At 40.9% G+C, this 22,996-nt stretch carries 22 protein-coding genes and 1 pseudogene; 19 read left to right on the forward strand and 4 right to left on the reverse strand.

The annotated features are described in order from the left end of the window. The first annotated feature begins 203 nt into the window (after window positions 1-203). The 13 genes and pseudogenes from NOL38_RS06685 (at window position 204) to NOL38_RS06750 (ending at window position 13,087) form a co-directional block, all read left to right on the forward strand. Window positions 204-950: a hypothetical protein gene (locus NOL38_RS06685; RefSeq protein ID WP_044670241.1), complete on the forward strand. Its 747-nt coding sequence runs from the start codon at window positions 204-206 to the stop codon at window positions 948-950. Window positions 951-1,065: 115 nt separating this feature from the next. Then, window positions 1,066-2,328 (forward strand): phosphoribosylamine--glycine ligase, encoded by a 1,263-nt coding sequence (purD, locus tag NOL38_RS06690; RefSeq protein ID WP_277941748.1) that lies wholly within the window; start codon window positions 1,066-1,068, stop codon window positions 2,326-2,328. Window positions 2,329-2,353: 25 nt separating this feature from the next. After that, window positions 2,354-2,842: a 5-(carboxyamino)imidazole ribonucleotide mutase gene (gene purE, locus NOL38_RS06695; RefSeq protein WP_277941749.1), complete on the forward strand. Its 489-nt coding sequence runs from the start codon at window positions 2,354-2,356 to the stop codon at window positions 2,840-2,842. After that, window positions 2,829-3,896 carry a 5-(carboxyamino)imidazole ribonucleotide synthase gene (gene purK, locus NOL38_RS06700; RefSeq protein WP_277941750.1) on the forward strand — a complete coding sequence of 356 codons (1,068 nt, stop codon included), beginning with the start codon at window positions 2,829-2,831 and terminating at the stop codon, window positions 3,894-3,896. The genes purE and purK overlap by 14 nt, the downstream gene beginning before the upstream one ends. A 19-nt stretch (window positions 3,897-3,915) precedes the next feature. After that, complete coding sequence (locus NOL38_RS06705) at window positions 3,916-4,893, forward strand: hypothetical protein (RefSeq protein ID WP_277941751.1); 978 nt, start codon at window positions 3,916-3,918, stop codon at window positions 4,891-4,893. A gap of 200 nt (window positions 4,894-5,093) precedes the next feature. After that, complete coding sequence (gene purB / locus NOL38_RS06710) at window positions 5,094-6,386, forward strand: adenylosuccinate lyase (RefSeq protein ID WP_277941752.1); 1,293 nt, start codon at window positions 5,094-5,096, stop codon at window positions 6,384-6,386. Between the two features lie 425 nt (window positions 6,387-6,811). Next, a complete protein-coding gene (locus NOL38_RS06715; protein ID WP_024387786.1) occupies window positions 6,812-7,636 on the forward strand; it encodes an ABC transporter ATP-binding protein in 825 nt (274 codons plus the stop codon). Then, entirely contained in the window at window positions 7,629-8,372 is a 744-nt protein-coding gene (locus tag NOL38_RS06720; RefSeq protein ID WP_277941753.1) for an ABC transporter permease, read from the forward strand. The genes NOL38_RS06715 and NOL38_RS06720 overlap by 8 nt, the downstream gene beginning before the upstream one ends. Before the next feature lie 324 nt (window positions 8,373-8,696). Further along, complete coding sequence (locus NOL38_RS06725) at window positions 8,697-9,425, forward strand: amino acid transporter (protein ID WP_341829393.1); 729 nt, start codon at window positions 8,697-8,699, stop codon at window positions 9,423-9,425. A gap of 25 nt (window positions 9,426-9,450) precedes the next feature. Continuing rightward, the gene (locus tag NOL38_RS06730) at window positions 9,451-10,323 is read left to right on the forward strand and encodes an ABC transporter ATP-binding protein (RefSeq protein WP_277941755.1); all 873 of its coding nucleotides are present in this window, start codon (window positions 9,451-9,453) and stop codon (window positions 10,321-10,323) included. Between the two features lie 5 nt (window positions 10,324-10,328). Next, window positions 10,329-11,099, forward strand: coding sequence for a hypothetical protein (locus NOL38_RS06735; protein WP_277941756.1), 771 nt, complete (start codon window positions 10,329-10,331; stop codon window positions 11,097-11,099). 2 nt (window positions 11,100-11,101) lie between these two features. Next, window positions 11,102-12,813, forward strand: a pseudogene (locus NOL38_RS10475) (ABC transporter ATP-binding protein). Between the two features lie 100 nt (window positions 12,814-12,913). After that, window positions 12,914-13,087 carry a hypothetical protein gene (locus NOL38_RS06750; RefSeq protein ID WP_208582471.1) on the forward strand — a complete coding sequence of 58 codons (174 nt, stop codon included), beginning with the start codon at window positions 12,914-12,916 and terminating at the stop codon, window positions 13,085-13,087. A gap of 276 nt (window positions 13,088-13,363) precedes the next feature. Here the strand turns inward: NOL38_RS06750 and NOL38_RS06755 are convergent, their stop codons facing one another. From NOL38_RS06755 to NOL38_RS06770, 4 genes are read right to left on the reverse strand one after another with little or no spacing between them, the layout of a single operon-like run. Continuing rightward, window positions 13,364-14,233 carry a cysteine ABC transporter substrate-binding protein gene (locus NOL38_RS06755; RefSeq protein WP_277941759.1) on the reverse strand — a complete coding sequence of 290 codons (870 nt, stop codon included), beginning with the start codon at window positions 14,231-14,233 and terminating at the stop codon, window positions 13,364-13,366. A 12-nt stretch (window positions 14,234-14,245) separates the two neighbouring features. Further along, complete coding sequence (locus tag NOL38_RS06760) at window positions 14,246-14,992, reverse strand: amino acid ABC transporter ATP-binding protein (protein ID WP_277941760.1); 747 nt, start codon at window positions 14,990-14,992, stop codon at window positions 14,246-14,248. 4 nt (window positions 14,993-14,996) lie between these two features. Then, a complete protein-coding gene (locus NOL38_RS06765; RefSeq protein ID WP_277941761.1) occupies window positions 14,997-15,674 on the reverse strand; it encodes an amino acid ABC transporter permease in 678 nt (225 codons plus the stop codon). Then, on the reverse strand, window positions 15,655-16,314 hold the full coding sequence (locus NOL38_RS06770) for an amino acid ABC transporter permease (protein WP_277941773.1): 660 nt from the start codon (window positions 16,312-16,314) through the stop codon (window positions 15,655-15,657). Before NOL38_RS06770 ends, NOL38_RS06765 begins: the two co-directional genes overlap by 20 nt. 127 nt (window positions 16,315-16,441) lie before the next feature. Here NOL38_RS06770 and ruvB point away from each other — a divergent pair, with 127 nt between their 5' ends. From ruvB to NOL38_RS06800, 6 genes are all read left to right on the forward strand, one after another. Beyond that, entirely contained in the window at window positions 16,442-17,443 is a 1,002-nt protein-coding gene (gene ruvB / locus NOL38_RS06775) for a Holliday junction branch migration DNA helicase RuvB (protein WP_024377694.1), read from the forward strand. Then, window positions 17,443-18,189, forward strand: a complete 747-nt coding sequence (locus NOL38_RS06780) for a GNAT family N-acetyltransferase (RefSeq protein ID WP_024395313.1) — start codon at window positions 17,443-17,445, stop codon at window positions 18,187-18,189. Before ruvB ends, NOL38_RS06780 begins: the two co-directional genes overlap by 1 nt. Before the next feature lies 1 nt (window position 18,190). Then, window positions 18,191-18,814 carry an HAD-IA family hydrolase gene (locus tag NOL38_RS06785; protein ID WP_277941762.1) on the forward strand — a complete coding sequence of 208 codons (624 nt, stop codon included), beginning with the start codon at window positions 18,191-18,193 and terminating at the stop codon, window positions 18,812-18,814. Window positions 18,815-18,919: 105 nt separating this feature from the next. Beyond that, window positions 18,920-19,819: a helix-turn-helix domain-containing protein gene (locus tag NOL38_RS06790; RefSeq protein ID WP_277941763.1), complete on the forward strand. Its 900-nt coding sequence runs from the start codon at window positions 18,920-18,922 to the stop codon at window positions 19,817-19,819. A 217-nt stretch (window positions 19,820-20,036) separates the two neighbouring features. Continuing rightward, window positions 20,037-21,257, forward strand: coding sequence for a bifunctional folylpolyglutamate synthase/dihydrofolate synthase (locus NOL38_RS06795; protein WP_277941764.1), 1,221 nt, complete (start codon window positions 20,037-20,039; stop codon window positions 21,255-21,257). 190 nt (window positions 21,258-21,447) lie between these two features. Next, window positions 21,448-22,983, forward strand: a complete 1,536-nt coding sequence (locus NOL38_RS06800; RefSeq protein WP_277941765.1) for a quinol oxidase — start codon at window positions 21,448-21,450, stop codon at window positions 22,981-22,983. The last annotated feature ends 13 nt before the right edge of the window (window positions 22,984-22,996 follow it).

The raw sequence follows: 22,996 nt of genomic DNA on the forward strand, positions 1-22,996 counted from the left end.
TTTGGTTGAACACTTTTCATTATAGGTCATATGGGACTTTTTTCTATACTCAAAAAGGCTCCATAATTTCCATGGTGGATTTACCCACTACAGAAATTATAGAGCCATAATTGTTAGGTGTTTTTCTGTTTTAATGGTCTTGGAATTTTTAGGATAATTTAGTATACTACTATCAGAATTATATTCATGGAGTGGATTGCAGTATGTTTGGATATTTTAAGAAAAATTGGTATGTTATCTTGTTGCTGGTTGGTCTTATTTTTATATCGGGTCCAATATTCTCTCTTTTTTTAACTTATATTCAACAAGCTCTAAATAGTAGCTTGGGCGACTGGCTTAGTTTTTATGGTGCAATCATTGGTATTGGTATTTCATTTTTTGTCTTCCATTTTCAATTATTTATTGACAAAGAGAAATTTAGAATCAGTCAGAGACCAGAGATGTTTTTAGATTATAGCTATCAAGTTGTGAAAGCTTCTAGCTATGTTTATTATCATGATAAATATTGGTATGGGTTGATTCAAAGTAATAAGAATACCAAAAAATTAGCAGTAAATTCATTTCAAAATTCGTATGGTGTGGATAATAAACGAGATAAGGCACTTTCTGTTGAGATTGTAAATAATCAACCTTTGTTTAATCTTCAAATTCAGTTTGGGGATTCTTCAGATTACGCTATCATTCCTAAATTGTCAGAAGGACAAAAAATTTATATTGTTTCAAAAAAGCATCAAGAGGCAATTTTTAATTATCTATTATTCAATATTCCTGATTTCGACCATATTCCTTCAGAATTAACAATTTATTATACAACTCTTTCAGGGGAGAAAATCAAGAGAATGTATCGTATAGACGAGAAGGGGCAGGTGAGTATGGTAAAAGAACAATCTATTGCTAGTTATTCTCCTCCCTCTAACTTGAATTATGTGTGTGATTATTTTATCAAGTAGTAGCTCACCTCGTGTGAGCTTTTTCCATTCCCGAACGTTACCCTGCTTTTTCTATCAAAATCCGTCCATTTTTGCTATACTGTTTATATAAAATCCGTTTTTGAGGTGTGAAAAAATGAAACTTTTGGTTGTCGGGTCTGGTGGTCGTGAACACGCTATTGCAAAGAAATTGTTAGAGTCTGATCAGGTAGAACAGGTCTTTGTAGCTCCTGGAAATGACGGAATGACTTTAGATGGTATCGAGTTAGTAAACATCGGAATTTCCGAACATTCTGCTCTCATCAATTTTGCCAAGGAAAATGATATTGCTTGGACTTTTGTGGGTCCAGACGATGCTCTGGCAGCAGGTATCGTTGATGATTTTGAACAGGCGGGACTAAAGGCTTTTGGCCCAAGTAGACTAGCCGCGGAGCTAGAGTGGTCAAAAGACTTTGCCAAACAAATCATGGTCAAATACGGCATTCCAACAGCAGCCTTTAGCACATTTTCCAACTTCGAAGAAGCCAAAGCCTACATCGAAGAGCAGGGGGCTCCCATCGTGGTCAAGGCGGACGGCTTGGCACTGGGCAAGGGTGTTGTCGTGGCGGAAACCGTCGAGCAGGCGGTCGAAGCAGCACGGGAGATGCTCTTGGATAACAGGTTCGGCGACTCAGGTGCCCGCGTGGTCATCGAGGAGTTCTTGGCGGGCGAGGAGTTTTCCCTCTTTGCTCTGGTCAACGGTGATCAGTTCTATATCCTGCCGACAGCCCAGGACCACAAGCGTGCCTTTGACGGCGACCAAGGTCCCAACACGGGCGGTATGGGGGCTTACGCTCCTGTTCCCCACCTACCTCAAAGCGTGGTGGATACAGCGGTTGACACCATTGTCAAGCCCATTCTGGACGGCATGATTGCGGAAGGGCGGTCTTATCTGGGCGTGCTCTATGCTGGCTTGATTCTGACCGACCAAGGTCCCAAGGTCATCGAGTTCAACGCCCGTTTTGGCGACCCAGAAACCCAGATTATCCTTCCTCGCCTGACCTCTGACTTTGCTCAGAACATCGACGATATCCTCCATAAACGCCCGACACAGCTGACTTGGCTGGATAGTGGCGTGACGCTGGGCGTAGTCGTGGCATCAAATGGCTATCCTTTGGACTACGAAAAAGGTGTAGAGTTGCCAGCGAAGACCGAGGGTGACATCACGACCTATTATGCAGGGGCGCGTTTTGCGGAAAATAGCAGAGCACTGCTCTCAAACGGCGGTCGTGTTTACATGCTAGTCACCACAGCAGACACCGTCCAAGACGCCCAGGAAAAAATTTACTTGAACCTGAAAAATCAAGATACGACAGGCCTCTTTTATCGGACAGATATTGGAAGTAAGGCAGTAAAATAAGGGATACAGAAAAGGAAAGACAAGTATGAACATTCCAATTTCCATCATCATGGGCTCTAGTTCTGACTGGAAAACCATGAAAAAAGCAGCCGATGTGCTGGACAAATTTGGCGTAGCCTATGAAAAGAAAGTGGTCTCTGCCCATCGCACGCCAGACCTCATGTTCCGTCATGCCGAGGAAGCGCGTGATCGTGGTATTAAGGTCATCATTGCAGGAGCGGGTGGTGCGGCTCATTTGCCAGGTATGGTGGCAGCTAAGACGACCCTGCCTGTCATCGGTGTTCCAGTCCAATCCCGTGCCCTCAGTGGTGTGGATTCGCTCTATTCAATCGTGCAGATGCCGGGCGGCGTGCCCGTTGCGACTATGGCAATCGGTGAAGCAGGTGCCACCAATGCAGCTCTGACAGCTCTTCGCATTCTCTCCATTGAAGACCCAACCATTGCAGCTCAGCTGGCAGACTTTGCTAAGGAACAGGAAAAAATTGCGGAGGCGATGACAGATGACCTCATCTAAGACAATCGGAATTATCGGCGGCGGTCAGCTGGGGCAGATGATAGCCATTTCTGCTATTTACATGGGCCACAAGGTCATTACGCTGGATCCAGCTGCGGACTGCCCAGCCTCCAAGGTCAGCGAGGTTATCGTCGCTCCCTATCACGATGTGGCGGCCCTCAAACAGCTGGCGGAGCGGTGTCATGTCCTGACCTACGAGTTTGAAAATGTCGATGCCGACGGACTGGACGCGGTCATCAAGGACGGCCAGCTCCCTCAAGGGACAGACCTCCTTCGCATTTCCCAGAACCGTATTTTTGAGAAGGATTTCTTGGCAAAAAAAGCTGGCGTGCAAGTCGCCCCCTACAAAGTCGTCACCTCTAGCCTAGACCTAGAGGGACAGGACCTCAGCAAAAACTATGTCTTAAAGACAGCGACTGGGGGCTATGATGGACATGGCCAGAAGGTCATTCGAGAAGCGGCGGACTTGGTAGAGGCCAGTCAACTAGCCAACTCTGCCGAGTGTGTTTTGGAAGAGTTTGTGAATTTCGACCTGGAAATCTCCGTCCTTGTGTCTGGCAATGGCTCCGACTACACCGTCTTTCCTGTGCAGGAAAATATCCACCGCAATAATATTCTTTACAAGACCATCGTGCCTGCCCGTATTTCAGATGAACTAGCTGAAAAAGCCAAAACCATGGCCCTGCAAATCGCAGAAAAGCTCCATTTGGCAGGCACCCTCTGCGTTGAAATGTTTGTGGCAGGTCAGGACATTCTGGTTAACGAAATTGCCCCTCGTCCTCATAATTCTGGGCACTATTCGATTGAGGCCTGCGATTTTTCGCAGTTTGACACCCATATCCGAGGCATTCTCGGACAGCCTCTGCCCCCTATTCGCTTACTTTCTCCAGCTGTCATGGTCAACATCCTTGGACAAGACATGGAAGCAGTCCAAACCTTTCTTCAAGAAAATCCTACCTCCCATCCCCATTTTTATGGTAAACTAGAAGCAAAGCACAATCGCAAAATGGGACACGTGACGGTGTTGGGGGAGGAGGCTGAAGTGGAGTATTAAGTTGGGGGTGAATTACTAATTGAGTAGTATTGACTTAAAAAAGGGAAAATCTTTTAGAAAATCTGTCATAAAGGTAATAAAATCAAATCAAAAAGTTTACTTACAAAAGGCGAATTTAACTGAGGAACAAAAAAGCTACTTCGAACGCCAATTTAAAAAAATGAATAGATATTTGAATAGTTTGTTGAGGAAAGAGCTTCTCTCCATAAATCAGACTAAAAATTTTATAAAAGTTAATAGACAAATCCAACGTATATCAGGGTATTGTCAAACCAATAAATTATTCAGGTACAACTTTTATGAGGAGAAAATTGTCCTAAATAACATATTAATTTCTATTTATGAGATTAACTTAGAATCGAACTATGACAAAAAGTGTGCTTCTTATGGAGAAAGTTTGTTGAATTGTTATTTAGATACCTTGATAACACTATTTGACCGTCATTCAGAAAAGGATATAACAAAAAATTTTCCTTTTCTAAATTATCCTCCGAGTGGCGAGAATTTAGAATTAGATGTTAACTTTGAAAATTTAAAATTAGCGTTTGAGTTTCAAGGAGAATATCATTATGTTGATAGCAGAATTCAAAAGAAAGATAAATTTAAGCTAAGCGCAATGAATAGAGAAAGAAGAATATTGATTCCAGTAAACGTTAGTCAATTACAAACTGACGAAATTGTGGATTTAATATTAAATGCTATTATTAACAGTGACAACATTAAAGAAGTTATTTACTATCAAAAAGAAATTCAAAAATTTTCTAGAGCTAGTCGTAATCGTTTTTTAAGGCTATTAAATAATTTTTCAATATCTTTGGAATTATATCGTGATTCATTTAAGTATTTAGATTATAGAGCAAGTTTTTATATATCAAAATTACAAAAAAGTAATAAAAATATTTCTGCTACAACTCCTGCACCACAGATGATAAGTAGTGATGAACAAGTTTCCTTCGAGTCCTTACAACGTCTTCAAAAAATATTGTTCAAGTTGTAATGAAAATGGAGATAAAGAGGGGAACGGAGTTTTATTTATTGATAGTAGTAAGATAGTTATAAGTAATGATTTTTATTGGTACGGGAGACTTATAGTTTGGAAAATATTTATAAATTTTGTGGAAGATTATTATAAAAACAAGTTTTTACAAGATGAAACTATGATGAACAATTTAATATTTAAATATACAAGGAGCAAATATGCTAAATCGTTATTCCCGCCCAGAGATGGCGGCTATTTGGAGTGAAGAGAACAAGTACAAGGCTTGGTTGGAGGTGGAAATTCTCGCTGATGAGGCTTGGGCTGAGTTGGGTGAGATTCCCAAAGAAGATGTGGCTTTGATTCGTGAGAAGGCGACTTTTGACATCGACCGCATTTTAGAGATTGAAGAGGAGACCCGTCACGATGTGGTGGCTTTCACGCGTGCGGTTTCGGAAAGTCTTGGTGAGGAACGCAAGTGGGTCCACTATGGTCTGACTTCGACCGACGTGGTAGATACGGCTTACGGCTACCTCTATAAGCAGGCCAACGACATTATCCGTCGTGACCTTGAGAACTTTACCAATATCATCGCCGACAAGGCGCGTGAGCACAAGTACACCATTATGATGGGGCGGACTCACGGTGTTCATGCGGAGCCAACGACCTTCGGTCTTAAGTTGGCGACTTGGTATAGCGAAATGAAACGCAACATGGAGCGTTTTGATGTGGCGGCTAAGGGTGTTGAAGCTGGTAAAATTTCAGGTGCGGTTGGTAACTTTGCCAACATTCCACCATTTGTGGAAGAGTATGTTTGTGGCAAATTGGGTATTCGTCCGCAGGAAATTTCAACTCAGGTCCTTCCTCGTGACCTCCACGCAGAATATTTCTCAGCCCTAGCCTTGATCGCAACGTCTATCGAGCGTATGGCGACAGAAATCCGTGGACTACAAAAATCTGAGCAACGCGAAGTAGAAGAGTATTTCGCCAAAGGCCAAAAGGGCAGCTCTGCTATGCCCCATAAACGCAACCCTATCGGCTCTGAAAACATGACCGGTCTGGCTCGTGTGGTGCGTGGTCACTTGGTGACGGCTTTTGAGAATGTGGCTCTCTGGCACGAACGCGATATTTCCCACTCGTCAGCGGAGCGGATTATCACGCCGGATACGACTATCCTCATCAACTATATGCTCAACCGTTTTGGTAATATCGTCAAGAACTTGACGGTCTTCCCTGAAAATATGAAACGCAATATGGAGTCGACTTTTGGCCTGATTTACAGTCAGCGTGTCATGCTTAGTTTGATTGAAAAAGGTATGACCCGTGAGGAAGCCTATGACTTGGTGCAACCAAAAACTGCGCAGTCATGGGATAATCAAGTGGACTTCAAGCCCCTTCTCGAAGCGGATGAGCGTGTGACTGCCAAACTCAGCCAGGAAGAAATCGATGAACTCTTCAACCCCGACTACTATGCTAAGCGGGTGGATGACATCTTTGCTCGACTTGGATTATAAAAAATCAAAATTCTTTGGATTTTCCAGAGAATTTTTTTATTTATTTGCGAATAAATAGGTGAAGGGGAAAACAAGCTCACAACTTATTCAAAAAAAGTATCGTCATTTGGTTTTTCTTTTATTACTTCGTTAACTCGCCTTGCCTAACTCTAGTTATGCTTGCGGCTCGTTGCCTAGTACTAAAAGTAAACTAAAAGACTATAAAAAATTTTTTCAAAAAATGCAGACGATTTGCGAATAAGTAAGTGAGAGGGAAAATTCCCCTCAAGGAGATACACACTTGAAAAAATAAATCATTTTCCAAATGATTTACGAATAAACAAGTGTAGGAAAAATGAAAGGAGAAGAAGGATGATTATAGCACCAGCGTTATGGATTTTATCATGGTGGAAAAAATAAGTTTGTTTTAATTTAGGGGAGTAGAGATGATAACAGTTCAACATATCCATAAACAGTTTGGAGACAAGGTTGCCTTAGACAACATTAGCTTTGATATTCAAGAAGGACAAATCTTTGGATTCTTGGGTCCCTCTGGCTCGGGAAAGACAACCATGATTAAGATTATTACCGGGCAGCTACCAGCAGATAGCGGAAAATCTTATCTACTAGGTAAAGAATCGACCCTATTGTCACCAGAGGACTTTGAAGCAATGGGCTTGGTCAGTGATTCAAGTGGCTTCTTCGAGAAGATGACTTTGGAAAATAATTTGTTGTTCTATGCAAAATTCTTTGGTGTCAGTCCGAAAGAAGTAGAGGTTATTTTACAAAAAGTAGGATTACTGGATAGCAAAAAAACAATTGCAGAAAAACTATCTACAGGTATGAAACAGCGAATGTTGCTTGCCAGAGCCCTGATCAATTCACCAAAAGTATTGTTTCTTGATGAGCCGACAAGTGGTTTGGATCCAACAACTTCAAAACGGATTCATGAACTATTATTGGAGCTAAAAGGTAAGGGGACGACGATCTTCTTGACCACGCATGATATGGCAGAAGCGACATTCTTATGTGATCAATTGGTTCTATTGAATCAAGGAAATTTGGTTGAAAAGGGAAGTCCGCAGGATTTAATTCATAAGTACAATGTCACTAAAAAAGTGAGGGTTACTTTTGAGGATGGTAGTGATACTGAGCTGTTGTTTAGTGAGTTGACACCTGAGAAGTTAGCTCAGGCAACCACTATTCACTCTTGTGAGCCGACTTTGGAAGACATTTTTATTCAACAGACAGGAGCAACCTTAAATGTATAAACGATTTTTAGCCTTGCTTTGGCTTCGCACACAAGTCTTGGTGACCAATAAAAACATCCTATTGCCAGTATTGATGCCTTACTTCATGTTATTGCTGTTTAAGTTTGTCATGAAAACAGATGATACCAAGGCAATGGATTTGATGGGAATTTGTTTTTCAATGGCTATTGGTATGTCAGTAGGAAGTCCTATATCTGCAATGATTTCTGAAGAAAAGGAAAAGAATAATCTGTCTACCTTGTTACTGACAGGTGTTCGCCCAAGTGAATATGTACTGTCTATTTTGTGTTACCCTGTTGTCATTAGCTTTGTCAATCTTATTCTATTTCCAGCTATTACACAGGCCGATGTATCAGGATACATGCTTAGCTACTCAGTCATCATGCTCTTGACATCATTGGCTTCTATTCTAATCAATCTTTTAATCGGGGCAACTTCCCAATCTCAATCCAAGTCACAGGTTACCTCGATGATTATCACAATGGCAGTATCTATGGGACCTAGCCTGTCTTTGATGAATGAGACAGTGGGGCAGATTTTGAAATATAGTTTTCTAGGAGCTTATATTGAATTTTTCAAAAATCCCTATGTTGAAATTTGGAATCAGGAACTCTATTACCTCTTGGGGTGGATTGTCCTGATTAGTTTGACCTTGATTCTCTACTTGGGAAATTGTATGAAATATTTTAGGAACTCCCTATCAGGAATAATAGAAAAAATTCAATATTCTTTATAATATGAGTAAATTAGAAAGGAGAAATTTATGGTATCAGCATTCATTATCGGTGTCGGTGTAGGAATTATTGTTTATTGTATTCAAAACTAATAGGAAATTGAAGAAAGAGTATTATATTATGAAGGAGGAGAAATATATGCTAGTAGCTGCAGTTACAGGTTTCGTTGTTGGTTATGTGGCGGCACATTATTTGAGACCATAATTGATGGTGAAATATGAGTATTAAAATTCTTTGGTTTTTCCAGAGAATTTTTCTTTTTGTTTACGAATAAATAGGTGAGGGAGTTATTGCTCATCTATCTTATTGATAAAAGGGGAAACAATATGAATATGTTTAGGTCAATTTTTAAGTCGGTGATACATCGAAGGGATGTTGCTTTGTTCTATGCTTTTGCGGGTTTGCCAATCTTAGTTCCTATATTGTCAAAATTTTTGGTGGGGGTAAAAGCTGAATATACGGATAATTTTTTAGATTTTCTAGGAGCAGCATTGGCAACACAGGATGGGATTGTGTTACCAGCATTACTGTTATCCTTGATTATTTCAGCAGTCTTTAGGGACGAGATTGATAGTGGCATTCTATTTTTATATAAAGATCTGAATAGAACCCGACTTTTTAATGCAAAAATCATTAATTTAGTAGCAATGTATACCTCTTATGTCCTTCTAACAGTGCTGACAAGTGCGATTGCTTATTTTGGCTTCTTGAATGCTTCTGGAAAAGTAGTATCGGATGATTGGAGTAATGTACAGTCCACCTTCCTATCTATTTTTGCAACAATTTCAATCAATGTTATTGGTATTCTATTGGTTGCTACGGTTTCTATCAAGGTGAAATCCTTACAGGCAGTTCTAGCAGGAGTTTTTTGGTCGCTATTTACAACAACTGCACCATTTCTGATTGGAGTTCGTTATGTCGTACCGAATGGCTATGCTAAGATGAGTCTTGATCAGCCACTGCTTGCATGGTTCTTGGTCGTAGCTATAACGACATTTTATATTGTTGCTACCTATCTCAAAGGTCGTTCGAACTTTGAAAAACTGGAATTTTAGAAATAGTTATATAAAGGAGTTACTTATGCTTAAAATCAATCATTTATCAAAACAGTTTGCAGGAAATGAATTTTACTCACTAAAAGATGTGAGTTTAGAAATCAATAAGGGGGAGATTGTTGGTCTGATTGGGAAAAACGGAGCTGGAAAATCCACGCTCATGAAACTAATGGCCAAGTCCCTAAAACCAAGTTCGGGAACCATTACTTATAAGGGTACGGATATTTTTAGCCAGGATAATTTGTTGGTAGACTTCGGGATTATGATTGATCCCGTCTTCTATCCAGAAATGACTGTTATGGACAATCTCAAGTTTTATTTGGACCTGCATGGGAAAAAAGACCTCTATCCAAATATTGAGAAGACTTTGAAATTGGTAGAATTATGGGAAGCTCGCAATCGGAAACCCAAGGGATTCTCGTTTGGTATGAAACAACGGACTGCTTTGGCGATTGCCTTGGTTGCGGAGCCCGATTTCCTTATCTTAGATGAGCCTTTTGTGGGCTTGGACCCGATTGGTGTTCAGAAATTGATTGATATCTTGAAGCAGTGGTCTAGTGAGCGACAAATTTCCATGCTGATTTCGAGTCACCAACTAGGTGAGCTGGAGGCCTTGTGCAGTCGCTATGTCTATATCGAATCGGGAGAATTGGCAGATGCTTTTGAAGGCAAATCTCATCCAAGTGTGCTCGTGCAGTTGGACAGGACTAAAAACCTAGATTCTGTAGAGGCTTTGCTCAATGACCATGTGGTGCTAGAGGGGGAAGTGCTAGAGATTTCCACTGCTACACCTACAAGTGAGCTAAATCAGATTTTTGGTTTGTTGGCTCGTCAAGAATTGATTGTGAAACTAGAAGTGAAAGAGAATCACTTGAAAGAAATCTTTACGAAAGGGTAGTGAGTATGAAGCAAATTTTTCCAGCTGTCTTTAGAACGATTTGGAAGCGAAAGGAGACGCAGATTTATCTCCTGTTCACTTTGTTTCCTTTTATCTATCTAATCACTTCATTTATTGAGGGATCGAATTTTATGCAGATTCATGCGGATGAGGGGTCGGTTAGTCTTGTTGCCTTTATGAATATGATTGTGAGCTCAGCAGATAGTTTCATTCTTCCTAGTTTGACCCTGTATTTTTTGGCTATATCTGTCTTTAGAAAAGAAGTAGATGAGCATACCATGTTTTTGTATCGGGATCTTGGACGGAAGCAGATTTTCTGGTCTAAATATCTTGGGCTACTAGCAACAATTGTTATTTTCTATGGTCTCTTCTTTGTAACCTCTGCATTTGTACATTATGTTCGGGTAATCCATCTGCCTTTTGGTAGTCCAGCTGTTTTTGAAGCTAGTTTGGCAGAGAGCTTGAGTAATGTATTTTGTATTGTCGCTTATTTGCTAAAAGATATTTTATCGATTAGTTTGGCAACTGCTCTTTGTTTGTATCTGAAAAATATCACCACAATGATCACAGGATTTTTGGTGACGATTACGATGATGATTTTAGCAGTTGTTGGCGGTCCAGTTGCGATGATTTTTCCAACTAGTTATATGCCTTTGGCGAACGAAGGTCTTACAGGAGCGGGACTTGCTTACTTAGGAGCTATCGGTGTCACAATTGTTTATGTACTCGTATTTACTAAAATTGCTGCGAAAAAATTCAAGAATTTGGAGTTCTAGTTATGAATAAAAGACTCGTCGGAGTGTTGTTGAAGTCGCTCAATAAAACGATATTCTTGTTTGGGATAGTTCTGAGTGCACTTGGGGTTGGAATGGGTTTGTTCCTGCCCCAGTTTATTGGTAGGTTGCTAGATCAAACCTATTTGAGCAATCTATTAACACGGCCAGAATTGCTGGCAGGTTTCATTCTTTTCTTTGTATCGGTCTATGCAGTACAGGCTCTATCTAATTATTTCATAGGGCGTAGTGGTAGTAATGCACTCAAACAGTTGCAACAATATATTTATGAATCCTTGTTGACTACATCTGTAAAGGACTTGGATCAGTACCAATCAGGTGATCTTGCCAGTCGTTTGACCAATGATATGTCGGTTGTTCTGAACTTCATCACCGTTATTCTTCCAAATTTCTTGATGAATGGTTTGATGGTTATGGGGTCAATTTATTTTCTGTGGACCATCAGTCCGTGGCTCACGGGTCTTAGTCTCTTCTTGCTTCCTATGTTGTCAATGGTTATGATTCCGATGAATCAGCGGTTGGAAGGTTACTACTCTGCTTATCAAGAGGGATTAGGGCAGGTTTCTAGTAGAATTAGTCATAAATTTACAACGATTCGTTTGATGAAGGCATTTCAGGGAGAAAAGTATGAACAGCGAGAGATGGGCAAGTCTTTTCAGTATCTGTCACAAACCTTTGAGAAAATGATTAGACTGTCAGCGGTCCAACATACCTTGGTTAGTAGCTTGATGACGGGATTTATTATCCTGATGTTACTTATAGCTGGGATAGAAGTAACCAAGGGAGTAATGACCATGGCTACCTTGACCACCTTTGTATTGTACATGATGCAATTGATTGATCCAGTAACAGATATTGCTGCTTCCCTAAATGAACTGACGGAGTTTCATGCAGTGTCTAAACGTTGGTAGAATTGCTGGAACTGAATAAGGAAGAACAGGAAGATACAGAATTGGTTGATGATGCTAGTATCCAGCTGGAAAATGTTCGGTTTTCCTATCATACAGATCCGGTTTTGAATGGAGTATCGGTTAGAATTCCTGAGGGAGCTCACGTGGCGATTGTTGGGCCAAGCGGAGCCGGAAAGTCAACGATTTTTTCTTTGCTGATGAAATACTATCAAGACTATCAAGGGGAGATTCGGATTGGTCAACAATGCTTAAGTGATATTTCAACCAAGGAGATGAGAAGATTGATTTCCTTCATACCACAAGACAATACGCTCTTCCATGGAACGATTAGAGAAAATCTATTGTATGGAAAGAACGAGTCTGTGTCTGAAGAGCGTATTGCTCATATTCTAAAGGAGTTGGGATTGTCTCCTTTAGTAGCTGAGTTGGAAGATGGTTTAGATACTCGGATTTCAGAAAATGGGACAGGTTTGTCGGAAGGCCAAAAACAACGGTTCAGCATTGCGAGAGCCTTATTGCTAGAACATCCGATTTATTTGCTAGATGAGGCGACAGCGAGTTTAGATACTGTCACAGAACGTGTCATTAGCAAAGCGATTGACCGGTTAACAGCTGGCAAAACAAGGCTAACCATTGCTCACCGTTTGCATACGGTGCGTGAGGCAGATGCTATTCTGGTATTGGATAAAAATGGACGAGTGGCTGACTACGGTCATCACCAGCAGTTAGTGGAGAGAAATCATCTGTATCAAGATTTCTTAAGAGGCTTACCGCAAGCCAGTTAGTGAATGGGGGTCGATGGACTGACCACTCTAAGTCAGGGTTATCTAATAATAAAATGGAAAACTGATGATTACTTGTACAATAAATAGATAGGAGAAGAGAATGAAACAAAAGACTTACACATTATCTTTGGGAGGAAATGATAGAGAGGACTCGAAAGTTTCAAAGATCGAAGAAAAATTTGAAAAATATATGGAGGGGGTAGCTGAAAAATTAATCAAAGCAGATAAAAAACGTATTGACAAATGGTTTGTTCATGTGCGAATTGAGGAGTAAAGTAGCTGTGAGCAAAAATCACAGATGTTTTTATAAATAGTGGAAAATAAATAAAATGAATTCTGTTTGTAGTTTTCCGTATGCGTGACGAGTTATACTCTATCCAAGCTAGAAATAGCAGAAATACTTTTCACCTAAAGGTGTCCCTAGCTCTAAGTCGCAAGCAACAAGAGCTAGGTATCATATAATCTCCTGAGAGCAGTCGGCAAAAGTCGGTTGTTTTCGTTGTAATCAATAGAAAAAGGTGCATATCTGCACCTTACTGTTCTTAAGAAATTATTCAACAACCCCACCTTCTACAACAAGATCATCAGCTTGAGCAGCATCACCATATACTGGTTGAAGGGTTTCTTGATAGGCTTTATGGAAGAATTCTTCTTCACCAAGTTTTTCAATTGTTTGGTTGATGAAATCAAGTAATTCGGTGTTTCCTTTTTGGACGGCAGGAGCGATAGTGTCTACATCTCCAAGCGCTTTTACACCAACCTCGAAACCTTTATTTTCCAAGGCCCATGCGAGAACTTCAGTATTGTCTGTACTTATGGCATCGCCACGTCCGTCTAAGAGAGCAGCGTAGGCTTCGCTGTATTGGTTGTATTTCTGAAGTTTGACTTCTGGATAATTCTCTTCGAAATAAAGTTCAGCTGTGGTACCCTTGCTGACGATGAGGGTTTTACCATTGAGTTGTTCTGGGTCAGTGATAACAGCAGAGCTTGGAGACACGATACCGAGGGATACTTTCATGTAAGGAAGGGCGAAGTCTACTTGTTCTTTTCGCTCATCTGTTACTGTAAAATTGGCTAGGATGATATCAACCTTGGCAGAAGTGAGATACTCCACACGGTTTGCGGCTTCGACAGGGACGTATTCTACCTCAACGCCCAATTCTTTTGCCAAGCGGTTGCCTAGATAGACGTCATATCCTTGGTATTCACCATTTGCATCCACATAGCCAAATGGTTTCTTGTCACTGAAAACACCGATTTTGACTGTTCCACTTTCTTTGATTTCTTCAAGAGTACGTGCGGTTGCCCCGCTTGTGGAACTGTTGGAACTATTTGAAGAACTGCTTGCGTTACTGCAGGCAACTAAAATAACTGCAGCCAAGACACTAAAAATAGCAAAAATAGGTTTAAAGATTTTCATAAAATTCTCCTTTTAAAAATGATTAAAGTCAAAAGTTGTTAGAAAGGCTTGAGCCCGTTGCGTTTGTGGATGTTGGAAGAAATTCTGAGCGGTATTTTCTTCGATAATTTCTCCCTTGTCCATGAAAATGATGCGGTCAGCAATGGCGCGTGCGAATTCCATTTCATGCGTCACAATCAGCATGGTCCGTCCTTCTTTTGCCAAATCATTGATGAGAACCAAGACTTCCCGAACCATTTCTGGGTCAAGAGATGCAGTGACCTCATCAAATAATATAATTTTAGGATGCATCAGGAGGGAACGAATGATAGCTACCCGTTGCTTTTGCCCGCCAGATAATTCACTGGCATAGCTGTGTTTTTTATCTTCAAGACCCACGCGTTTTAGCAAGGTCTCAGCTTCTGCTTGGACCTCTTCTTTGTTGCGTTTTAGGGCTTTGACAGGAACAAGGGTCAGATTTTCTAGGACATCCATATGGGGAAAGAGTTCATAATCTTGAAAGACCATGCCAATTTTTTGCCGAATATCTTGTAGAGAAAGTGTTCCAGACAGAATAGATTGGCCATCTAGTAAAATATCGCCATCTTGAATGCTTTCTAACTTGTTAATACAGCGTAGTAGTGTACTCTTCCCACAACCAGAAGGGCCTAAGATGACGACTACCTCTCCTTCCTTGACCGATAAGGAAAGATGATTGAGAATGGTTTGTTGACCAAAGCTTTTAGTAATATTTTGTAATTCTAAGACAGGTTGACTCACGACTTCACTCCTTCCAAATAGTTTCGAGATAGCGAGAAAATGCAGATATCGGGAAACAAATCATAAAGTAAATACAGAAAATCACTCCGTAAATCCATAAGGATACACTTGGAGAGCTAGTCCTGTAAAAATCAATAATCTGTTGCCCGATTTTATTGACCTCAACCACGCCAATGAGGATAACCAAGGAGCTGGTCTTAATCATGCGGGTGACCAAGTTAATTGCCTGTGGGAGTAGTCTGCGTAGAACTTGAGGAATGATGACATAGCGATAGAGACTTCGTTTGTTTAACCCCAATGCTAATCCGCTATCGAATTGGTGTTTAGGTAGAGAAGTGATGGCTCCTCGAACTAAATCTCCCATTTCAGCTGTTCCCCAAAGTGAGAATACTATAATCGCAGCCAATTCACCTGAAATATTGATATTGAATCCTCGTGCTAATCCAAAGTAGAAAAGGAAGAGTAGAACCAGCTGGGGTACAATGCGAATGGTTTCTAAATAGATTCTTGAAAACCAAATAATTAGCTTGTTTTTTGAAGTCATGATGATACCAAATGCTAGTCCAGCAATGGTGGAAATACCGATAGAGAGAAAGGAAATCCAGAGTGTGACACCAAGCCCGGCCATTAGCCGTTGCAAATTATTTCCTTCTAGTAAGACTTTAATGCCCATATTCTGCATGGCGAATACTCCTTTCTAGGTAATAAAAGAAAAGCGATAGTGGAAGCAGGACAATCAAGTAGGAACTCACTAGGAGAAAGAGTGCTTCGTCTGTTTCGTATTGCAGTCCTATCAAATCTTGAGCGACGTACATGAGGTCTGCCAAGGCAATGATGGAAAAAACAGAGGTTTCTTTTATTAGAAAGATGACATTGGCACTAAAGGAAGGTAGAGCGATAGCCAGCGATTGAGGGAGCAAGATGTATTGGAAAATCTGCCAATTTGTCAGACCCAAACTAGCTCCGATTTCTATCTGACTTTTCTTGATAGCCTCAAATCCACTACGGAAGGATTCTGCCATATAGGAACCACCTAGAAAAATCAAACCAGCAATGGCACAGACTTCAGCATCAAGTACAATTCCTAATCGCGGTAAACCATAATAGAGGAAGAAAAGTTGAATGACCAAGGGAGTATTGCGTGACAATTCAACATAAGCAGTGGTAATCTGTTGAAGAAGAGGAATACGGTAATAACGGATGATACTAATAATCAACCCCAAGCTAAAAGCTCCGATAATTCCGAGGAATGCAAGTCTAATTGTTAGAATGAATGCCTCTTGATAAAGTGGTATGGATTCTTGAATAAAGTTCCAATCCAGAAGATTCACCTCCTTTGTGATGTATTGAACTAATAGTAACATAGATACTTCTGCTTGAAAATTTTATTTTTTAAATGGGAGATATAAGTTTTTTCTATAGGACAGTTAGCTATGCTATAATAGAAACATGACAAATCGAATTTTAGATATGGAACAAATGCAGGACGAGGAGTATGTTGAGCGTACCCTGCGTCCACAGAAATTAAATGAGTACATCGGTCAGGACAAGGTTAAGGACCAGCTGAAAATCTTTATCGAGGCAGCCAAGCTCCGTGATGAAGCCTTGGACCATACCCTTCTGTTTGGACCTCCAGGTTTGGGGAAGACCACCATGGCTTTTGTCATTGCCAACGAACTAGGCGTCAATATCAAGCAGACCAGTGGTCCTGTTATTGAAAAAGCAGGTGACTTGGTGGCCCTTCTCAACGACTTGGAGCCTGGCGACGTCCTCTTTATCGATGAAATCCACCGTATGCCCATGGCGGTCGAGGAAATTCTCTACTCTGCTATGGAGGATTTCTACATCGACATCATGATTGGGGCTGGGGAAGCCAGTCGCTCCGTGCATTTGGAGTTGCCACCTTTTACCCTGATTGGAGCGACCACTCGTGCGGGTATGCTGTCCAATCCCCTGCGGGCTCGTTTTGGTATTACCGGCCATATGGAGTATTATGAACTGGCTGATTTGACGGAGATTGTCGAGCGGACAGCGGACATCTTTGACATGGAGATTACTCATGAAGCAGCGATCGAGCTGGCTCGTCGTTCCCGTGGGACCCCTCGTATCGCCAACCGTCTGCTCAAGCGGGTGCGGGATTTTGCACAGATTATGGGCGACGGCCTGATTGACGACACCATTACAGACAAGGCCCTAACCATGCTGGATGTGGACCGCGAGGGGCTGGACTACGTGGACCAGAAGATTCTCCGCACCATGATTGAGATGTACGGTGGCGGTCCCGTCGGCCTCAACACCCTGTCGGTCAATATTGCCGAGGAGCGTGAGACGGTGGAGGACATGTACGAACCTTACCTGATTCAGCAGGGCTTCCTCATGCGGACGCGGACAGGGCGGGTTGCAACAGCCAAGGCTTACGAGCACTTGGGTTATCCCTATACGGAAAAATAATGGCAGAGCAGATGAGACAAATAGCTCGTTTATTTGGAGACTGGCCTGAGACGATTATCTGGACCTGTTTAGAAGGTGCCATGGGAGACATTTATGTTGATGACAGCCAGTCGCCCCAGTCAGTTCTAGCTCTCTATGGACGGCAGAGCTTCTTTGGTTTTTTAGCTGGCCAGCCACATCGAGACTTGCTAAAAATCTGCGAGGAAAAAGATGTGATTATGGTTCCACAAACTCAGGCTTGGTCTGATTTAATAGAAGAAACTTACCCAGATGGTGTTTATTCATTTACTCGTTATGCAACAAAGAAAAATACGGTATTTGACCGAGGCGCTTTACAGGAAATGGTTGATGACTTGCCTGAAAGCTTTGATGTGAAACTGATTGACCGTAATCTGTACGAAGCTTGTCTGGTAGAGGAATGGTCACGGGATTTGGTGGGAAATTATATAGATGTGGAACAATTTTTGGACTTGGGGCTGGGCTATGTCATCTTGCACAAGGGTCAGGTGGTTTCGGGGGCTTCGTCCTATGCCAGCTATTCAGCTGGGATTGAGATAGAAGTGGATACTAGGGAAGACTATCGAGGTCAGGGTTTGGCAAAAGCCTGTGCGGCTCAGTTAATTTTAGCTTGTTTAGACCGCGGACTCTATCCAAGCTGGGATGCCCACACCTTGACATCCTTGAAACTGGCTGAAAAGCTGGGCTACCAACTGGACAGACCCTATCAGGCTTACGAATGGAGATAAGATGACACTGACATTTATTTGGGATTTGGATGGAACGCTCTTGGATTCCTATGAAGCGATTTTGGCTGGCATCCAGGAAACCTACGACCAATTTGACCTTCCTTTTGACCGTGAAGAAGTAAGAAATTTCATTCTTCGCTATTCTGTCAAGGATTTGCTGGTGCGTGATGCGGACAAGTACGGTCTAGATAGTGATGAGCTCAATCGTGTGCGTGCGACGTCCTTGAAGGAGAAAAATACGCAAATTCCTTTGATGGCTGGTGCGCGTGAAATTCTGGACTGGACGGCAGAGAAAGGAATTCAAAATTTTGTTTATACACACAAGAGTGACAATGCTTTTCAGGTTTTGGAAGATTTGGGTGTCCGTCACCATTTCACAGAAATCTTGACAAGCGATTCAGGTTTTGCCCGCAAACCAAGTCCAGAAGCTCTGCTATTTCTCATTGAAAAATACGGACTGAACAAAGAAAATACCTACTATATCGGTGACCGTTTGCTCGATGTAGAAACAGCTATCAACGCAGGGATTCAAAGCATCAACCTGCAAATTGATAGTGTGGAGAAGAATTGGAAGATTGTTTCTTTATTGGACATAAAACAAATATTAACCGATGAATATAAATAAAAAACAAACGTAAAACCGTTTGTTTTTTATTTAAAAGCAGAAAAAAGTATGGAAATTGAGTGGTGATTTTGCTATAATATACAAAAGAATATTTGGAGGTATTTTATGAACGATAAGGAATTTGGACAACGTGTACGTCAACTTCGAGAAACCGCTAGTCTGACACGTGAACAGTTTTGCGATGACGAACTTGAACTCTCCGTCCGCCAATTAACCCGTATCGAAGCAGGTACTTCTAAGCCGACTTTTTCAAAAATCCAATATATCGCAACCCGCTTAGGCATGGGGCTCTATGAGCTTATGCCAGATTATGTGTCGCTACCTGAACGATATTCCAAACTGAAGTTTGATGTCCTCCGTACACCGACTTATGAAAATGGGGAATTGATGGAAAAACGTGCAGATATGATGACAGAAATCTATGATGACTATTATGATGACTTGCCTGAAGAAGAGAAAATAGCGATTGATGCCATTCAATCCATTATTGATGTATTTGAAACGAAGACAGCAGAATTTGGTCAAGATATTCTAGAAGATTATTTTGAACAAATCCAAAGAACCCCCCAATTTTCAGCCAATGATTTGTTGATAATTCGACTCTATTTAATCAATTTGAGAATAGAAATTAAACAGAGCAGTGATTTTCAGCACTTTTTAGAGTTGGTGGAAAAGTTACCAAGCCAAGTAGAATTGATTGAATCTGGAGAATTATTTATTTTAAGAGATGTGATGCTGACGTCGATAGGGATTCTTGGCGAACATGAAGAATATGGCAAGATACCTCCACTTTTTGATGCTCTAGACAGAATTATGGTTTCAACTCAAGATTTTCAAAAGAAACCCATTCTCAATCTGCTTAAGTGGAAATATGAGTTGTATGTAAATAATGATAGCGAGGAGGCTAGACGGTTTTATGAAGAAGCAGTTATGTTCGCAAAATTAATTGGAGACTCCCATTTAGTAGAAAAACTAGAATCATCATGGAGAGAAGAGGAAAAGTGACATTTTTGTCCTGTTGAAGAATTGCAAAAAGTATTATACTAAACTCATAAAGATTAAAGGAGATTAGTAATATGTTTAACTTTTTGAATTTTTTTGGTCGTCTTGGTGGTAACTGGGGGAAATGGACTGATGGATAATAGAGTTCCTCAATGTATTATCAAAAGCCAACATCTGTTTGGCTTTTTTTGCTATACTAGACAGTATATAGGAGGTGGCTATGTTAGAAAATTGGTTAAACACCAAACAAGGTCAGGTGTTTCATTACAAGATGGAAAAGATTGAGTATGCCCTAGAACTGCTAGGGAATCCCCAGTTTGCAGTTTCGATCATTCATGTCGCTGGAACCAATGGCAAGGGATCGACAATTGCCTTTATGCGCCAGCTCTTTCAGACTCACGGCTTGCGTGTAGGTAGTTTTGTATCTCCCCACATGGTGAGCGTGCACGACAGGATTTGTATCAACAGTCAGCCCATTTCAGACCATGATTTTCAGCACTATTTACAGAAAGTCTACGACTTAGAGCAGGAAGTCGCCACTCGTTATGAGCCTTTTCGCTATTTTGAGGTCATGGTACTTATTATGTTCCTCTATTTCAAGGACCAACAGCCTGATTTGGCGTTAGTAGAGGTGGGGATTGGCGGACTTTTGGATACGACCAATGTCGTGGCACCAGCCCTAAGCGTCATCACCTCCATCGGCATGGACCATCAGGACTTACTAGGCTCGACTTTAAGGGAAATAGCAGAGCAGAAAGCAGGGATTATCAAGGAAAACGTGCCTGTCGTCCTTGGACCACTTTCTCCAGAAACCACAGCCATCTGTCGCCACATTGCCCAAGACAATCAGGCACCTGTCTACCAATTTGGTCAGGAATTCACCTATAAAGCAGGACAGTTCAGCAATCCGGACATCGACCTGTCAGAATTAGTTCTGGGTCTGGCAGGCCATCATCAAGAAGAGAATGCGGCCGTAGCCCTACAAACTTTTCTACTCTATATGACCAATATCCAAAAAGACATTCAACCTCAGTTGATTCAACAAGCCCTTGCCCAAACTAGCTGGCCTGGTCGTTTGGAATTGGTTGCTCAAGAGCCAAAAATCTATTTGGACGGAGCCCACAATGTCCCAGCTATCGAACGTTTGGTTGAATTTATTCAGGAGCAAGACGAACCTGTTACTATTCTCTTTTCAGCCCTTCGACGCAAGGATTTTCAAGAAATGCTTGAATTATTAGAAGAAAAATTGCCACATACTCCCCTTGTACTAACCAGCTTTGCCTATGATGGTGCCTTGTCTGAGGAAAACCGACAAGGACGAGATTATGTTGAGAATTATCAGCAGTATATAGAAGACTGGCAATCTAGCGAGCAAGGTATTTTGATTGTCACAGGCTCTCTCTACTTTATCTCAGAAGTTCGTCGGATTTTTAAAAAATGAATATCTTTTTGCGAATAAATAGGTATGACACATGCAGAAAAAGTAGCCTTTTTAAAAGAATTTCAAGAGAACAAACGCCATACCTTTCGCCAATTAGAACAGTTTGCAAAAATTTCTAGAACTCCCGATAGGAAATGACATCGGGAGTGCTTTTTGATATAATAAGGAAAGCAAATCCAAGGAGAAGAAAATGACAGAATTAGATGTAGTTTCGGACGTAGTTACTCATCCTGAGGAAACTTATCGGCGTAGTCGTAGAGCATCACGCAGACAGCAAGTGCAACTGAATGGTGAATTTCATGAAAGAGTATTAAAGACAAAGTATTGGCCAGCTCTTGTTTGGAGTTTAGTTTGGAGTTTAGTTTTAAGTGTTTTTAGCGTAGCCAATCCACTGCTAATGCCATTTGCAACCAATATACAAACTCAAAATTTATATGCAGGGATGGCAATGGCAAATGGACAAATCCCTTATGGTGATTTCTTTGGTACAAGCGGGTTATTATTCTATTTACTTGCTTTCTTAGGTCATCTGGGAGGAACTTTCATTATCTTTGGAATCCTCCAGTTTATAGCATTACTGATAGCGGGAGTCTATTTCTATAAGATTGTAGCTTATTTTAGTCAGTCAGAACACCTAGCGACAAGTTCTAGTCATTGGTTCTATGTATTTATTTTTGCACTTGGTTTTGGAGGGATGTATGCAGAAATGTTTGCTCTTCCATTTCTTTTGACTAGTGTGTGGTTTCTGGTCCGCTATTTTGAAAATGCAGTGCGTGATGAGGCATTTATCCTCTACGGAATCGATGCGGCATTGGTATTTTTAATTTACCCAAAAAGTCTGATCCTTTGGTTAGTTGCAGGTCTAGTTTTATTTATTTTTAATAACCAACACCGCCAAGTTACTCGAGGAATCTATCAATTATTAGCGACCATTTTTGGTTTTCTTTTGATTCTATATGCGGTAGGTTATTATGCTTTTGAGGCGCAGATTCTGGGGACAGCTATTCAACAAACTTTCCTTTATAACTTACAGTTAGACTTTCACCATTCCTATCTATATTTAGCCTTGGCGATTGTGTCTGTATTTTTACTCTTATCTGGATTCTTTAAAAGTTTCATCCAAATGGTGTTTTCTTTCAAACAAGGAAGACATACCTATATCAAAGTTCTCCTATTATTGACTTTCTTAGTTCAATGTGTCTTTATTGTTGGGAATGCAAACTTTCAATGGAGCCAACTCATTCTTCTTTTACCGTATGGTTTTGCGATGTCAGTCGTTTACCTGCGTGATGAGGATGTAGAAGATTATCGTGGGTATTTGCGTCGTCAATTCTTTCTTCCGTTAGCTATTTGCTTGGGTATTATCGCTCAACCTGCTTATCTTTATTTGGTACAGGGAGATTTGAGAACTAACCGTGAACAAGTTGCCAATTACATTGGTGAACAAACGAAAGATTCAGATAAGATTTATGTTTGGGATAATAGCGCAAGCATCTATCTTTCAAGTCAACGTTTATCTGCCGCAACGATTACTACAGCAGAACCCTATCTGAATACTGACGACAATAAAAATAGCTTGATGTATAACATCAATAAAAATGAGGCAAAATTTGTAGTCGTCAATAAGAATTTGCCAATTCTAGATGAAATCAAGACAAATTTAGAATCACAGTACCAGTCTGTTCAGACAACGGATTACTTTACGATTTATCAAAAGAATGAATGATTGCTCAGGCAGT

The organism is Streptococcus suis (assembly GCF_029616525.1).
In the GTDB taxonomy this organism is placed as follows: Bacteria; Bacillota; Bacilli; order Lactobacillales; family Streptococcaceae; genus Streptococcus; species Streptococcus suis_AF.